Annotated in this window: 11 protein-coding genes and 1 pseudogene; 2 read left to right on the top strand and 10 right to left on the bottom strand. The window is 67.7% G+C overall.

Annotated elements, in window-relative coordinates:
- Positions 1 to 669, bottom strand: a 669-nt coding sequence (hemC, locus tag QQK25_RS04440) for a hydroxymethylbilane synthase (RefSeq protein WP_284186856.1), incomplete at its 3' end; no start/stop codon positions are given.
- Positions 670 to 860: 191 nt separating this feature from the next.
- Here hemC and ppc point away from each other — a divergent pair.
- The gene (gene ppc, locus QQK25_RS04435; RefSeq protein WP_284186855.1) at positions 861 to 3623 is read left to right on the top strand and encodes a phosphoenolpyruvate carboxylase; all 2763 of its coding nucleotides are present in this window, start codon (positions 861 to 863) and stop codon (positions 3621 to 3623) included.
- 88 nt (positions 3624 to 3711) lie between these two features.
- A pseudogene (ppk2, locus tag QQK25_RS04430) lies at positions 3712 to 4455 on the top strand (polyphosphate kinase 2); the annotation flags it as partial.
- A gap of 91 nt (positions 4456 to 4546) precedes the next feature.
- Here ppk2 and QQK25_RS04425 read toward each other — a convergent pair.
- From QQK25_RS04425 to QQK25_RS04385, 9 genes are all read right to left on the bottom strand, one after another.
- A complete protein-coding gene (locus QQK25_RS04425) occupies positions 4547 to 5605 on the bottom strand; it encodes a carboxysome shell carbonic anhydrase domain-containg protein (RefSeq protein ID WP_284186854.1) in 1059 nt (352 codons plus the stop codon).
- 281 nt (positions 5606 to 5886) lie between these two features.
- Complete coding sequence (locus tag QQK25_RS04420; protein WP_284186853.1) at positions 5887 to 7098, bottom strand: carboxylate--amine ligase; 1212 nt, start codon at positions 7096 to 7098, stop codon at positions 5887 to 5889.
- 36 nt (positions 7099 to 7134) lie between these two features.
- Positions 7135 to 8928, bottom strand: coding sequence for a putative glycosyltransferase family protein (locus QQK25_RS04415; protein ID WP_284186852.1), 1794 nt, complete (start codon positions 8926 to 8928; stop codon positions 7135 to 7137).
- Positions 8925 to 9935 carry a glycosyltransferase family 2 protein gene (locus tag QQK25_RS04410; protein ID WP_284186851.1) on the bottom strand — a complete coding sequence of 337 codons (1011 nt, stop codon included), beginning with the start codon at positions 9933 to 9935 and terminating at the stop codon, positions 8925 to 8927. Before QQK25_RS04410 ends, QQK25_RS04415 begins: the two co-directional genes overlap by 4 nt.
- The gene (locus QQK25_RS04405) at positions 9932 to 10339 is read right to left on the bottom strand and encodes a GtrA family protein (protein ID WP_284186850.1); all 408 of its coding nucleotides are present in this window, start codon (positions 10337 to 10339) and stop codon (positions 9932 to 9934) included. Before QQK25_RS04405 ends, QQK25_RS04410 begins: the two co-directional genes overlap by 4 nt.
- Before the next feature lie 141 nt (positions 10340 to 10480).
- Positions 10481 to 11452, bottom strand: coding sequence for a polysaccharide deacetylase family protein (locus QQK25_RS04400; RefSeq protein ID WP_284186849.1), 972 nt, complete (start codon positions 11450 to 11452; stop codon positions 10481 to 10483).
- Positions 11437 to 12048, bottom strand: coding sequence for an arsenate reductase/protein-tyrosine-phosphatase family protein (locus QQK25_RS04395; protein WP_284186848.1), 612 nt, complete (start codon positions 12046 to 12048; stop codon positions 11437 to 11439). The genes QQK25_RS04400 and QQK25_RS04395 overlap by 16 nt, the downstream gene beginning before the upstream one ends.
- A gap of 214 nt (positions 12049 to 12262) precedes the next feature.
- Positions 12263 to 14437, bottom strand: coding sequence for a YgiQ family radical SAM protein (locus tag QQK25_RS04390; protein ID WP_498027230.1), 2175 nt, complete (start codon positions 14435 to 14437; stop codon positions 12263 to 12265).
- A gap of 64 nt (positions 14438 to 14501) precedes the next feature.
- Entirely contained in the window at positions 14502 to 15587 is a 1086-nt protein-coding gene (locus QQK25_RS04385; RefSeq protein WP_284186847.1) for an acyltransferase family protein, read from the bottom strand.
- Between the last annotated feature and the right edge of the window lie 36 nt (positions 15588 to 15623).

The raw sequence follows: 15623 nt of genomic DNA, 5'->3' as shown, positions 1-15623 counted from the left end.
GGCGAGCGGCGCGATCCAGGCGGCGACTTCGGGCCGGTCGGACAGCGCCTCGATGCCCAGGGCGCCCTGGCCGGCGGCCGGCAGCGACACTTCGGACGGCAGCGTGCCGCGGATGCGGCTGGCGAGGCCGAGTCGGGTGAGGCCGGCGGCGGCGAGGATGATCGCGTCGTACTGCCCCTCGTCGAGCTTGCGCAGGCGGGTGTCGAGGTTGCCGCGCAGGCTGGTGACGGCCAACATCGGGTACTGGGCGTGGATCTGGGATTCGCGGCGCAGGCTGGAGGTGCCCACCACGGCGCCCGGCGGCATGTCGTCGAGGCTCTCGTACTTGTTGGAGACGAAGGCGTCGAGCGGCACTTCGCGTTCGGCGATGGCCACCAGCGCGAACTCGGGCGCGAGAGTCATCGGCACGTCCTTCATCGAATGCACCGCGATGTCGGCAGCGCGGTCGAGGAGCGCGGTTTCGAGTTCCTTGACGAACAGGCCCTTGCCGCCCACCTTGGCCAGCGGCCGGTCGAGGATCTGGTCGCCGCGGGTGGTCATGCCCAGCAGTTCGACCTTGCAGGACGGGTAGAGGGCTTCGAGGCGGGCCTTGACGTGCTCGGCCTGCCACAGGGCGAGGCGGCTTTCACGGGTGGCGATGACGATGCGGTCGGGCGTAGGGGCGCTCACGGTATTCGGGCTCGGCAAGGGTTGTTGAGGGGCGGTTCGGGGATGGACAGCGGCGGCCTTGGGCGGCAATCTGCAGCTTCTGCAGTGCAGCATCAGGGTTGCCACCTATGGCGGTCATCCGGGCCGCGATTCTAGCATGGCCCCCTGCTGCGCCTCCCGCGCCGACCGCAACCGACTGGACAGGATTTCCGATGAGCGAACACAACAAGAGCGACGACAAAGACCTCCCCCTGCGCGACGACATCCGTCTGCTCGGCCGCATTCTCGGCGACACCGTCCGCGCCCAGGAGGGCGAAGCCGTGTTCGATCTGGTCGAGGCCATCCGCCAGTGCTCGATCCGCTTCCGCCGCCACGAAGACCACGCCGCACGACGCGAGCTGGAAGCCACGCTGGATTCCCTCTCCCGCGACCAGACCATCGACGTGGTGCGCGCCTTCAGCTACTTCTCGCACCTCGCCAACATCGCCGAGGACCAGCACCACATCCGCCGCTCCCGCGCCCACCAGATCGCCGGCTCCGCGCCCCGCGAGGGCAGCCTGGCCCACGCCCTGGCCCGAGCCTTCGACGCCGGCATGGGCAGCGCCGAACTCACCGCCTTCTTCGAGACCGCCAACGTGGTGCCGGTGCTCACCGCCCACCCGACCGAAGTCCAGCGCAAGAGCATCCTCAACTGCCAGATGGTGATCGCCCGCCTGCTCGACGAGCGCGACCGCATGCAGCTCACCCCGGAAGAGCAGGACGCCAACGACGAAGCCCTGCGCCGCGCGGTGCTCACCCTGTGGCAGACTCGCATGCTGCGCACCGAGAAGCTGTCGGTGATGGACGAGGTGACCAACGGCCTGTCCTACTTCGACTACACCTTCCTGCGCGAGCTGCCGCGCCTCTACGCCAACGTCGAAGATCGCCTCGCCACCCGCGACCGCAGCTGGGGCGCGCTGGAGCTGCCCAACTTCATGAAGGTGGGCAGCTGGATCGGCGGCGACCGGGACGGCAACCCCTTCGTCACCGCCGAGATCCTCGAGAAGGCGCTGGCCGTGCAGGCCGAGAAGGTGCTCACCTACTACATGGACGAGGTGCACACCCTCGGCTCGCAGCTCTCCATCGCCCAGGGCCTGGTGAGCGCTTCCGATGCCCTGCTGCGCCTCGCCGAGGCCTCGCCCGACGGCTCGCCGCATCGCTCCGACGAACCCTACCGCCGCGCCCTCACCGGCGTGTATGCGCGCCTCGCCGCCACCTTCGAGCGCCTGCTCGACCACCAGCCGCCGCGCCATGCGGTGGCCCCCGCCGCGCCCTACGACAGCCCCGACGCGCTGGCCGACGAGCTCGAAGTCATCCACCGCTCCCTCACCGCCAACGGCCTGGGCAGCCTCGCCCGCGGCCGCCTGCGCCTGCTGCGCCGGGCAGTGTCGGTGTTCGGCTTCCATCTGGCGCCCATCGACCTGCGCCAGAACTCCGACGTGCATGAGCGCGTGGTGGCCGAGCTCATCAACTCCATCGACCCCGCCCGCGACTACCTGGCGCTCGACGAAGCCGGCCGCATCGAGATGCTGCTCGAAGAGCTCGCCACCCCGCGCCTGCTCGCCTCGCCGTGGCTGGACTACTCCGACGAGACCCGCGGCGAGCTGGCGATCTTCCGCGCCGCCCGCGCCGCCCACCTGCGCTACGGCAAGGCAGCGGTGCCCAACTGCATCATCTCCAAGACCGACGACGTCTCCGACCTGCTGGAAGTCGCCGTGCTCGCCAAGGAAGCCGGCCTGCTGCGCCCGGCCGAAGGCGTGCTCGACGTGAACATCATTCCGCTCTTCGAGACCATCGGCGACCTGCAGAACGCCGCCGGCGTGATGGATCGGCTGTTCTCCATCCCCGCCTACATGGCGCTGCTGGAATCCCGCAAGCTGGAGCAGGAAGTCATGCTCGGCTACTCCGACAGCAACAAGGACGGCGGCTTCCTCACCTCCGGCTGGGAGCTCTACAAGGCCGAGATCGGGCTGGTGGACACCTTCGCCCGCCACAAGGTGCGGCTGCGCCTGTTCCACGGTCGCGGCGGCTCGGTGGGCCGCGGCGGCGGCCCCAGCTACCAGGCGATCCTGGCCCAGCCGGGCGGCGCCGTGCAGGGCCAGATCCGCCTCACCGAACAGGGCGAAGTCATCGCCTCCAAGTACGCCAACCCGGAAGTCGGCCGCCGCAACCTGGAGGTGCTCGCCGCCGCCACGATGGAAGCCACCCTCTTCGCCCCCCGCGACCCCGCCCCGCGCCCCGAATACCTCGAGGCGATGGACGAGCTCTCGGATGGCGCCTTCAAGGCCTACCGCAACCTGGTGTACGAGACCGACGGCTTCGAGCGCTACTTCTGGGAATCCACCGTGATCTCGGAAATCGCCGCCCTCAACATCGGCAGCCGCCCGGCGTCGCGCAAAAAATCGACTGCCATCGAAGACCTGCGGGCGATCCCGTGGGTGTTCAGCTGGGCCCAGTGCCGGCTGATGCTGCCGGGCTGGTACGGCTTCGGCTCGGCGGTGCAAGCCTACATCGCGAAGCACGGCGAGGCCGGCATGGCGCGCCTCGCGGCGATGCACAAGGAGTGGTCGTTCTTCGCCACCCTGCTCTCCAACATGGACATGGTGCTCGCCAAGAGCGACATCGCCATCGCCAGCCGCTACGCCGATCTGGTGAAGGACGGCGCGCTGCGCGAGGCGATCTTCCCGCGCATCGAGAAGGAGCACGCCGACACCCTGCAGGCCCTGCTCACCATCACCGGCCAGCAGGCGTTGCTCGACGCCAACCCGCTCCTCAAACGCTCCATCCACAACCGCTTCCCCTACCTCGACCCGCTCAACCACGTGCAGGTCGAACTCCTCCACCGCTACCGGGAAGGCCATCAGGACGAACGCGTGCGGCGCGGCATCCTGCTGTCGATCAACGGCGTGGCCGCGGGCCTGCGCAACAGCGGCTGAGCGCGGCCCCCGGTCGACAAGGTGCAATACAGCCGGTGCAGGCCAGCCCCTGCAACCGGCTTTTTTGCACACGCCAACCAGAGACCCCATAAACAATCAGGAAATCGGCGACCTGCACCGTCGCCTGGAACGCGAACTCCTCGATAGCTACGACGAAGAGCTCGAACTGGAACTCGACGACCGTCGTTTCGAGGAGATCGGCAGCGGCACGGCGCACTCACCCACCGACGAGGAGAAGGCGCAGCGCCGGCGCTATTTCAAGGAGCTGCTGCGCCTGCAGGGCGAGCTGGTCAAACTGCAGGACTGGGTGGCCACCACCCGGCACCGGGTGGTGATCCTCTTCGAAGGCCGCGACGCCGCCGGCAAGGGTGGCGTCATCAAGCGCATCACCCGGCGCCTCAACCCCCGGGTGTGCCGGGTCGTCGCCCTGCCCGCCCCCAATGACCGGGAACGTACCCGGTAGTACTTCCAGCGTTACGTTCCGCACCTCCCCGCAGCGGGCGAGATGGTGCTGTTTGACCGCAGCGGGTACAACCGGGCGGGCGTGGAGCGGGTCATGGGCTTCTGCTCCGACGACGACTACGAGGCGTTCTTCCGCTCGGTACCCGAGTTCGAGCGCATGCTGGTGCGCTCCGGCATCCAGCTGATCAAGTACGGGTTCTCGATCACCGACGACGAACAGCACTTCCGCTTCCTGTCACGCATCCACGACCCCCTCAAACAGTGGAAGCTGAGCCCCATGGATCTGGAATCCCGCGCCCGCTGGGAGAAATACACCGAAGCCAAGGAGCTCATGCTGGAACGCGCCCACATCCCGGAAGCGCCCTGGTGGACCTGCCCGAGCGGGTGAGGCACCCGGACTACGTGCGCCACGAGGTGCCGCCCGAGATGTTCGTGCCGGACTACTTCCGCTGAGGCGAGGCTCAGTCCAGCGCTTCCAGCCCCCGGGTGGCCCAGTTGAGCACGGCCGCGTGCACCGTCATCCGGGGCGCCAGATCGGGCAGATCGCGGCGGATCACCTCGGCGGCAAAGTGGGCCATGAAGCGCGCCTTCAGCTCGGCCCGGGCCCGGTCCGAGCCGATGTCCTGATAGGGCGAGGACGCCAGCAGCAGGAAGCCGTCGTCCGGAATGCGCCCCTTGTGCATGTTGGACGCGATGATCGCGCCGGCCTTGCGGATGGGGTCGGCGAGATCGGGGCTGTAGGGGCCGATGATCAGCGCCAGGTTGGGGGCGTGCAGGAAGTCGAAGCCGCGCCCGACGCAGATCATCCACTCCCGGTGTTCGATGTCGAGCTGTCGGTCAAGCTTGCGCACCTCGGCCACGTGGGCGACATTCCCCGCCACCAGCCGGGCCAGATCGGCCAGCATCGCAGCCGGCATGTCCGGAAACAGGGGCTGCAGGCGCGCCCGCAGGCTGGCCTCGGTTTCGTCGGTGCCCAGGGTGGACACATCCAGGGTTGCGCCGCCCGCCCCGTGCAGCACCAGCGCGTCCTCGTCGGTTTCGAAACCGCAGACCAGGGGATAAACCGTGGCATGCCCCCGCCCGAACACGTGCTCCACCTGGCCCTTGACCCCGAACACGTGGGCGATGGCCTGGTCCGTGTGATAGTTGAAGCCGGCGCAGCAGCGATGGGGCTCGCCCCGGGAGAAGTGGTAGGTGATGAACATCAGCACCCGCTGACCGCTGCGCACCCGGTCGTGGACGTAATGCTCGATCACCTCGCCCAGGTGCGGCCACCCCAGATCGAAGAAGCCGCCCAGATTGCGGAAGGGCTGGATGATGCCAGGCGGGGTGTTGGTGGCGATGGGGATATTGATGCGTCCGTCCATGCACTTGAGCACGGCGATGGCGGTGGGATGCCGCGCCCGATGGCGCTCCCGGGCCATGCTGGCCTCCGGGTCACAGTAAGCCGCCGAGTACCGGCGTGCCACATCGTAGAGCCAGTCGATGCGTTCGCCGATGGGCTTCCGGTGGATGCTCATGATGTCTCCCGCCTTGTTTTCTTGTAAGGGGGAAGGTGCATCACCCCCGCCGCCAGGTCAACGGCGTGACCGCAGGCCTGAGCAATGGCGTCGGAACGCCCTTGCCCCCTGGGCCGTGACGCGCCGGGCGCAACCGGCCGGTGATTCATCGACCCGCTTGGCGGCCACCGACGCGCAGCTCACCTTCAGCAGCGCAGTGCCCGAGCGATCCGCAAGACCAGAAAACAAAACGGCCAGGCGCGCAAGCCTGGCCGTTTTGCTTTGATCTGTCGCGGTGCCGCTCAGACGCCGATGGCGTTCCTCACGTCGCGGATGAAGGGCTTCACGTCCTTCAGGTTCCACACGTAGTAGCACACCGACGGGCGCAGGAAGTCGCCCACGAAGCGCAGCACCTCATGCACCGGACGCACCCGGAAGGTCCGGTCGCGGATCAGCCCCGGCTGCAGCAGGATGCGCCGCAGGCGCTTGATCTCGGTGGCCACCATGCGGCAGCGCAGGTTCTCGCGCAGGGCCGGCAGGCTGGGCATCACGCCCTGGCCCTGCAGGCTGTAGGCCAGCAGGCCGAAGCCGGCGCCGCTGTACATCGCCAGCGGAAAGCTGCCCCAGAAGCGGCCGTTCACCTCCATCAGCACCGCGCGGCCCGAGGCCGGGTCGTAGCGGTACTCGACCATCGCCACGCCTTCCCAGCCGATGGCCTGGAGCAGGCGGATGGACTTCTCCTGCAGATCCTTGAACTGGTCCAGCGGCACGCCGTCGCACACGCTGGAGAACCCGCCCTCAGGCGGCCACTCGGCCACCCGCAGGTGCTGGAAGCGCCGCACGGCCTTGCCTTCGTGCATGAAGAAGAACTGGCCGAGGCCCACGCCGGGGCAATATTCCTGCACTAACGGCCACATTTCCACCGGCCGGTAACGCGCGGCGGCGCGCAGGAACTCGTCGGCGGTATAGACGTACTCGGCCTTCACCAGCTCGATGCCTGCCGCGTGGAGCGCCGGCGCCACGCCGTTGGGGTCGGACCACTTGAGCACCGCCGGGAAAGGGAAGCTCGCCGCCACCCGCTCCACGTCGGCCCAGGTGGCCGGGCTGGCGCTCTTGGGCACGTCGATCCCCACCGCCTCGGCGGCTTCGAGGGTGCGGCCCTTGTCGAGCACGATGGCAAAGGCGTCCTTCGAGGGCAGCAGCGGCGTGATGACGCCGAGCCGGTCGCGGTTCTCGATCAGCCAGGTGGTGTTGGCTTCCGAAACCGTGAGCAGATAGCCGGCGCCGTGGCGCTCGCCGATGGCGCGCAGTTCGGCCAGGCCGGCGTCGGTGCGCGGCTTGTTGAGGATCTCGCCGTGGGCGAGATAGCGGGACTGCAGGCCGATGGCCTTGTCGCCGGTGGCGATGCCGACTACCGGCACGCCGGCCTCGCCCAGTTCACGGACGAGGCTCAGGCCAATCTGCGTCTCGATGCCCAGCACGTAGCATGGCGGGCGGACTTGCTTGTCGGTCATTCGGGATACTCGTTGAAACAGGTGCCCAGATCGGGCTCAGCGCCGCACTCTGCCAGCAACGGCCAGGGCAATCAACACGCCGAGCGATGCCATCGAAATCCAGCGGGCCCGCTCGAAAAGCGGGGTTTCGGTCCAGATCAGGCGCACTTCGTGGGTGCCGGCAGGCAGATCCACCTGCATCAGCCCGTTTCTGGCGTCGTATTGCATCGGCACCGGCTGGCCATCGCGCTCCAGCGCCCACATCGGGAAGTAAAACACGGGCAGATGCACGGTAGTGTCCGCCAGCGCATCGATTTTCCATGTGACGGTGTTGGCCACGTGGTGCGCAGGGCCGCAGCGGGCGCCGTCGTTTTGACATTCCTTTTCAAAACCGGCGATGGCGTAATCCACCCAGGCCGGCGGCGCAAAGCGCGTGAGGTATTCGGAAGTTCCCCGGAACGCACCGGCGCTGAAGGGCAGCTCCTCGCAGTCGGCCGGGGCGAGATCGCAGCGGAAGCCGCCATTCGGCGTGCGCTTCCACTGGGCCAGGGGGGTGAAGGTGTATTCGTCCTTGACCACCGTGGACGGCAGCGGACCGCCATCGAGATAGGTGGCCTTGCCCGCGATCAGCAGGCCCAGCACGCCGATGGCCATCACCGACCGCAGCAGCCCCGCCGCCCAGCCGCGTCGCCCGACCTTGCCGGCAACCTGGGCGGCCACCACGCCGATGACGATCACCATCACGTAACCCACCGACAGGAAGCGGTAGGGCAGCTGGATGCGCAGCAGCGGCCATTCGAAGGTCCACAGGGGATACGACAGCTCCGAGGCGAAGAACACCGACACCGCCAGCACCATGAACAGCCGGATCAGCAACGGATTGGCCGCCTGCCCGGCCCCGGCCCGCAGGCGGAACAGGAACCAGCCCTCGACGATCACCAGCGCCAGCACCGGCACCGCCAGCGGCCACTGGAAGGAGAACCACTGAACCCCGTTGATCAGCGCCGAGAAGGTGGGCCACGCGAAGGCCTGCAGGATGTGCGGGCCTGTCCAGCCCTCAACATTGATCAGCGAGGTCGAACCCAGCGCCGGCAGCAGGTAGAAGGCGCCCAGGCCCAGCCCGATGGCCACCGTGCCGGCCCACGCCAGCAGGCGCCGGACGATGCCGGCAAAGCTCACCCCGCCCCACGCCGTGGGGGCGACGAACACCGCCGCCGAGTAGGAGATCAGCATCACCAGGGTGCTCATGGTGTGGCCCACCACCGCGATGCCCAGGGCCGCCGCGGCCCACAGGTTGATGCGCTCGAAGGAGGCTTTGGGGCGGAACATCGACCACAGCAGCATGCCGTGGGCCGCATAGCCCACCGACGCCCACGCGAAGCCCTGGAACTTGTAGTGCAGCATCACCAGGAAGGGGTTGGCGGAGGCGGCAAACGCCGCCACCAGCGCCAGCCGGTTCGAGGTGTAGTGGCGGCAGGTGAGGTAGATGAAATAGCCGAACACCGCATTGCTCAACACCTCCACCACATGCATGGCGTTCCAGGTACCGAGGCCCGTCAGGGTGAGCAGCGCGGTGAGCAGGTAGTACAGCGGCGAATAGAACACGAAGATCGGCTCGCCCAGCCCGTAGCGGGCGAAGAAGGTCCATCGCGGATAGAGCCAGCCCTCGGCAAAGCGCTGGGCGTATTCCTTGGCCCAGTGGTAGTGCAGGTAGAAATCAAAGTTCGGGTCGCCAGTGTGCGAACCGAAATGAGGGAAATGCAGCACCAGCGCAAGCGCGAGGAGCAGGCAGAAGGCGATCACGCCCTGCCGGAGGCTCATCGGCGCCGGGGCCGAAGGGGAGTAGATCATTCACCATCTCCGAAGTCGCGGCCGCCGGCGATCACCAGCGGCGGTCGCTCGCTACCGCCGCCCGGAGGCTGGTGGGCACGCGGTCGGCGGATGATGAACATCGGCCGCTGCTTCTGTTCGTCGTACATGCGCGCCAGGTAGATCGCGATCACCCCCAGCGCGGTCAGGATCATCCCGCCCAGCATCACCTGCACCGCGATCACGGTGGTGAAGCCGATCGCCGCGGTGCCGGTGAAATAACGGTAAAGCGTCTGGATGAGCAGCAAGGTACCGAAGCCCACGGTGGCGAAGCCCACGTAGGCCACCGCCACCAGCGGCAGCGACGAGAATGCCAGCAGATTGCCGAGGGAGTAGCGGATCAACCCGCCCAGCGACCACTTGGTGCTGCCGATCTCGCGCTCCTGCACGTCGAACTCCACATCGGCGACCCGGTAGCCAACCCACGTGACCATGCCGCGGAAGAACCGGTTGCGCTCGGGAAACTGCAGCAGGGTGTTGACCACCTGCCGGTCGAGCAGCTTGAAATCGCTCGCCCCCGCCATGTCGCCGCCCACCGCGTGGCTCATCAGCCCGTTGAAGATCGCCGCGAACTTGCGGTAGAGCGCCGGCTCGTGGCTTCGCCGCCGCTTGCGGCCATTCACCACGTCGAAGCCTTCGCGCCACTTGGCGAGCATCTCGGGCAGGGCTTCGGGCGGGTGCTGGAGGTCGGCGTCCATGAACACCACGCATTCGCCGGTGGCCACCGCCAGGCCCGCGGCCAGGGCGGCCTCCTTGCCGAAGTTGCGCGAGAAATTGACCGGCACCACATCCGGACGATGCCGGGCGATGTCGGCCAGCACCCGCTCGGTGGTGTCCCGCGAGCCGTCGTTGACGATGACCAGTTCGGCGCGGACGTTCAGCGGCGCGAGCACCCGGTCGAGCGCCTCGACGAAACGCGGCAGCCCTTCCGCCTCGTTGAAGGCCGGCACGACCACCGACACATCGATCCTGTCCGCACCGAGCTTCATCGGAACACCTTACTGAGGCAGAAGTAATTGAAGGCCACCATGACCACCTCGGTGCCGAGCTTGGCCACCAAAAGGTTGTCGATCAGCGCGAGCAGCCCCACCAGCACCAGCGGCGAGATGCAGATCGTCACCACCGTCACGAGACCGTAGAGCAGCGCCTGGCGCAGGGGGACGGCCGCGCCCTTGCCCCCGTTGCCGAACGAAAAATACTTGTGCCCGAAAAACCCGGCCACCGCCCCGGCCGTCCGCGCCGCCAGCTGGGAGAACGCCGGCGCCACCATGAAGACCCTGGCCAGCACGAAGAACACACACATGTCGAGCACCAGCAACCCGACGCCGGTCAGGGCGTAGCGGGCGACCCTGGCCCGCCGCCGGTCACGCAGCAGCGGCGCAGGCCCGGTCACGAAGGGCTCCGCGCAGATGAAGTCCGCGCCGGACGTTGGCGAAAGGCTGGTTTCATGGCACACCACGGGCTGGATTCAACAGATCGCCCGTTCCGCTCGGCCAGGCGCTCAGGCGCGGGCCGGGCGGTCAGGTGACCGGCCTCAGCCAATAAAACGCCGCGCAGCCTGCTCGCCAAGACGCCACAGCGTTGCCGGCAGGCCGACGGAAGGCAACGATACCTTCTGCGGGTCGGCCTTGAATGTTGGCAGCATAGCCGTGGTCGAAACAGTAAATTCGTCACGCCGCGCCGCCAAAAGTTTGCACAATTTTTCAAACCGGCGCACGACGATACCATCCGGATTGCTGCGTCCCTGTTTCAGCATCTCGAAATTGTGGGACAGCAGCACAAAATGGCCGATGCCCAGGGCGCGGGTCGATTCCAGCGCACCTTCCAGTTCGGCCACGCTGCAGCTGCCGAGCTGGGCCGGACGCAGGCGCCCGGTGCCATCGCGGAAGATCGTCATCGGCACGCTCTTGACCGCCCCGATGAGGCTGGGCTGGATGAAATCCGCCTGCCCGCGCAGGTCGGGCGCGCTGTCGGCGCTCACCTCGTTGAGGCTGAAATCCAGCCCCAGCCCGCAGGCCTCGAGCGCGCGGAAGGTGTCGGCGCTGGCGGCAAAGCTGCCGGCGCGGAAGGCGATCGGGTGGCAACCGACCTGGGCCATCAGGTCGAGCCCCTTGCGGATCAGGATGGTCTGCTCTTCGAGCGTGTAATAGGCCAGATGCTGGCGCTTGCGGTTGGCGCCGGGAAACGGCAGCGGCCGCAGCTCGTCCGACCATTCCGGGTGAAGGTGCAGCTGAACGTCGTGCCCGCCCGCGCGGATCAGGTCGACGATGGTCGCCAGATGTTCGACGCCAAACCGGGCGGCAAACAGCGGCTCGACGAAGAACACGCCTTTCAGGCCGTTACGGTCGAGGATCTCGAGGGTTTTCGGCAGCGCGTAGTCGCCGGCCGACGAGCGGCCGTACACGTAGCGCTCGAAGCTCGCCGGAAACTTCGCGTCGAGATCCTTCCAGCCTCCGCACCAGACTTCGATGTCGAAGGTCAGATAGACCTTTACCGGGTCAGGCATGGGCTTTCCCCCTCGCGCAGCTCCTCGATCAGGTTGGCCACGGCGGAGTGGATGATCGCGAAGCAGGTCCGGAAATACTGGTCGGTGTGCAGGTGCGGATCGTGGATGTGGATGCGGTGGGGACGCGACCAATGCCCCAGCAGGGCGATGGCGTCGGCGGGGATGCCGCGGCGGATCAACTCGTGGGCGTGGCGCACTTCCATCGCCAGCAGCAGGTCGCCGGGCTGGTATTTGAAATCGGTGAAGTTGGTGGCCCGGTGGGCGGTGAGGTCAAAGCCATACACCGGCGCCGCGGCAACGGCCTTCTCGAAGGCCGGCGCACCGGTGGTGGTGGACAGCCCCAGCGACGCCACCCGGGCGCCCATGCCCTCGGCCACCACGTGGCCAAAGGCGCTGCGGTTGATGTTGCCCAGGCACACGAAGACCAGCCGCTTCACCGCCTTCGGGCGAATCTGCACGAAGGGGCCGAGACGTCCGCCGAGAAACTCGAGCTCGCCCAGAACAAGCCGCACGAAGCCGCGGAACGTTCCGAAACCCACATCGATCAGCGAGGCGAGCCGTCCGGAGAGACTCGGGCTATAGACCAGCTTTTCCACTCTTTCACCACCCGTTATTAATGGACATGAGGTGTCCGCCTGCGTGAGCGTAACAACACTTCATCGACAAATGAAACCGTCACGCGCCGTGGATGCCGGCTTATGTTGCCTACCGCACACATGCGAGAACCCACCCGACATGGGTGGCCGGATGATACCGGCGACAGGGGAGTGCGCCCCGTGCAGCCCTGGCGCTGCGACGCACAAATTTACCTTATCGCGTCGGCTTTCCGCCGCGGCGGGGTGGCGGCGCCCGCCGCGCGCCCACCGGGCTGGCGGCCTTGCCGGTGCGACGCGGGCCACCGCCGGGGTTGCCGCCGCTCCGGTCGAGCACCACCGGCTGGTCGCGGGGCACCAGATGGCGCGGCGCCGTGCCGATCAGGTCGGACCGGCCCATCGCCCGCAGGGCCTCGCGGATCAGCGGCCAGCCTTCCGGATCGTGGTAGCGCAGCAGCGCCTTGTGCAGCCGGCGCTGGCGGCCGGACTTGGGCGTATCCACCGCCTCGGAATCCGCCGACACCTTGCGCAGCGGGTTCTTGCCCGAGTGATACATGGTGGTGGCCATGGCCATCGGCGTGGGCAGGAAGGTCTGCACCTGATCGAGCTTGAAGTTGTTGGACTTGAGCCACAGGGCCAGGTTGACCATGTCCTCGTCGCTGGTGCCCGGGTGGGCGGCGATGAAGTACGGGATCAGATGCTGCTTCTTGCCGGCCTCCTTCGAGAAGCGCTCGAACATCTCCTTGAAGCGGTCATAGGTGCCGATGCCCGGCTTCATCATCTTGCCGAGCGGGCCGTCCTCGGTGTGCTCCGGGGCGATCTTGAGCAGGCCGCCCACATGGTGGGTGACGAGCTCCTTCACGTATTCGGGCGAGCGCACCGCGAGGTCGTAGCGCAGGCCGGAGCCGATCAGCACTTTCTTCACACCCGGGATCGCCCGCGCCTTGCGGTACAGGCGCACCAGCGGACCGTGGTCGGTGCCGAGGTTTTCGCAGATGCCCGGGAACACGCACGACAGCCGACGGCACGACGACTCGATCTTCGGGTCCTTGCAGGCCATGCGGTACATGTTGGCGGTGGGGCCGCCCAGATCGGAGATGGTGCCGGTGAAGCCCGGTGTCTTGTCGCGGATTTCCTCGATCTCCTTGAGGATCGACGCCTCGGAGCGGCTCTGGATGATGCGGCCCTCGTGCTCGGTGATCGAGCAGAAGGTGCAGCCGCCAAAGCAGCCGCGCATGATGTTGATCGAGAAACGGATCATGTCCCAGGCCGGGATGCGCGCCTCGCCGTAGGCCGGGTGCGGGCGGCGCGCGTAGGGCTGGCCGAAGACCCAGTCCATCTCCTCGGTGGTCAGCGGGATCGGCGGCGGGTTGAGCCACACGTCGCGGCAGCCGGGTCCGACGCCGTGGGCCTGGACCATCGCGCGGGCGTTGCCGGGGTTGGATTCGAGGTGGAAGGTGCGCGACGCGTGGGCGTACATCACCCGGTCGTCCTTCACCACTTCGTAGGCCGGCAGGCGGATCACCTGCTTCGCGCGATCGGCCTTGCGGGCGGCGACGCGCTCGGCAGCCGGGATGATGCGCACCGGCTGGGCGCCATCGGCGGCGGGCGCCGTCTGCTGGGGCTCCATGGCGTAGGGATCGGGGTGCGGCTCGACGGGGCCGGGGCGGTCGATGGCGATGGAGTCCACCTCGACGAAGCCCTCCGGCCGCCAGCCAGGCTTGACCATGAAGGCCGTGCCGCGCAGGTCGCGGATCTGTTCGATCGGCTCGCCGGCGGCGAGGCGGTGGGCGAGGGCGATCACCGCGCGCTCACCCGAGCCGAACACCAGCAGGTCGGCCTTGGAATCGGGCAGCACCGAGCGGCGCACCTTCTCGGACCAGTGGTCGTAATGGGCGATCCGGCGCAGGCTGGCCTCGATGGAGCCGATCACGATGTTGGCGTCGGGGTAGGCCTCGCGGGCGCGCTGGGCATAGACCACCACGGCGCGATCCGGGCGCTTGTCGGGCTCGGCGCCGGGCGTGTAGGCGTCGTCGGAGCGGGGTTTGCGATCCGCGGTGTAGCGGTTGATCATCGAATCCATGTTCCCGGCGGTGATGCCGTAGAACAGGCGCGGTTTGCCGAGCGCCCGGAAGGCGTCGGCCGAGTGCCAGTCGGGCTGGCTGATGATGCCGACGCGGAAGCCCTGGGCTTCGAGGGCGCGCCCCACCAGCGCCATGCCGAAGCTCGGGTGGTCGATGTAGGCGTCGCCGGTGACGACGATGATGTCGCACTCGTCCCAGCCCAGGGCGTCCATTTCCGCCCGGCTCATGGGCAGGAAAGGCGCTGGCGTGAGCTCGGGCCGGTAGCGGGGGTACGAGAGCAGGGAGGGGGCGGTGCCGGGGTTTTCCATGGGGCGCGATTGTACGGGAGCCCATGTTGGAACACCCGCGAAAGCGGACGTTCCCGCCCCGGAATCAGGCCATCGCCACGCCGCGCCGCTCGAAAAGCCCGAGCAGCCAGCCACGCAGCCGGTAACGCTGCGCCTCGGTCTGGCGGCTGATCAGCACCACGCTCGCCAGCATCAGGCCGGTCACCGTCAGCCAGTACCACGGCCGCGCCGGATTGCCACCCACGACCGCGCTCCACATGAGGAACAGCGGCATGTGCAGCAGGTAAAGCGTGAAGGTGCAGGCGGCGAGCAGACGCACCGGGCGCTCCACGGCAATCAGCCAGCCACCCGCCCCGGCCAGCAGATTGCGCATGCCGGCGAAGTTCATGCACACCAGCATGGCCAGCAGGTAGTCGCCGACCACGTAGTTGGCAAAGCCGAGGTACTGGGCCCGATCCTGCCCCAGCGTGGCCTTGAGCCAGTCACAGCTCCAGGCGTCGATCCCCCGGGCGTGGAACTGCCAGATGCCGACCAGGCTCAGCGCCACCAGCGCGAGGGACGACCGCCGGCCCAGCCGTCGCGGCCAGCGCCAGCGGTACAGCACGACGCCCGAGCACCAGATCGGCGCCAGCAGGATGAACTTCGGCCCCAGCGCAATCGCCAGCAGCGCCGCCGCCAGCCAGCCTTTGCGCCGGGGCAGGAAGACCACCAGCGCAAAGGCGGCGTAGTACCAGAACTCCACGCAGATCGACCAGAACGGCAGGTTCGAGAAGCTCATCACCGACATCAGCCACACCTCGTTGAGCAGCAGCAGGCTCAGCACGACCCGCGCCAGCACCTGGCCGGACGCGCTGTGCGCGTAGATCGCCGGCTCGACGGCGCGGCCAATGGCGTCGCAGATCAAGGTGAGGAAGATCGCCGGCACGGTGACCGAGAAGATGCGGGCGATGCGACTGGCGGCGTAATCCGGCCAGTGCGTCTCCTTGGTGTCGGTGACGTGGCGGATGACGAACCCCGACAACACGAAGAACACCACCACCGCACTGTGGCCGTAGCCACTGAAAGGAAGCTCGGTTTCGCTCAGGAAACGCTGGTTCGAGTGGTACAGATAGACCAGAAACGCCGCCGAAACCCGTATCAGGTCAAGATAGATCGAAAAGGACCGCCCCACTCCACCGCTCCAGCATCATATGCGAACGGGGAATTT

Source organism: Zoogloea oryzae (assembly GCF_030161255.1).
GTDB lineage: Bacteria > Pseudomonadota > Gammaproteobacteria > Burkholderiales > Rhodocyclaceae > Zoogloea > Zoogloea oryzae.
Note: the sequence above shows the minus strand (reverse complement) of the source record. Positions and strands in the feature narration are given on the sequence as shown.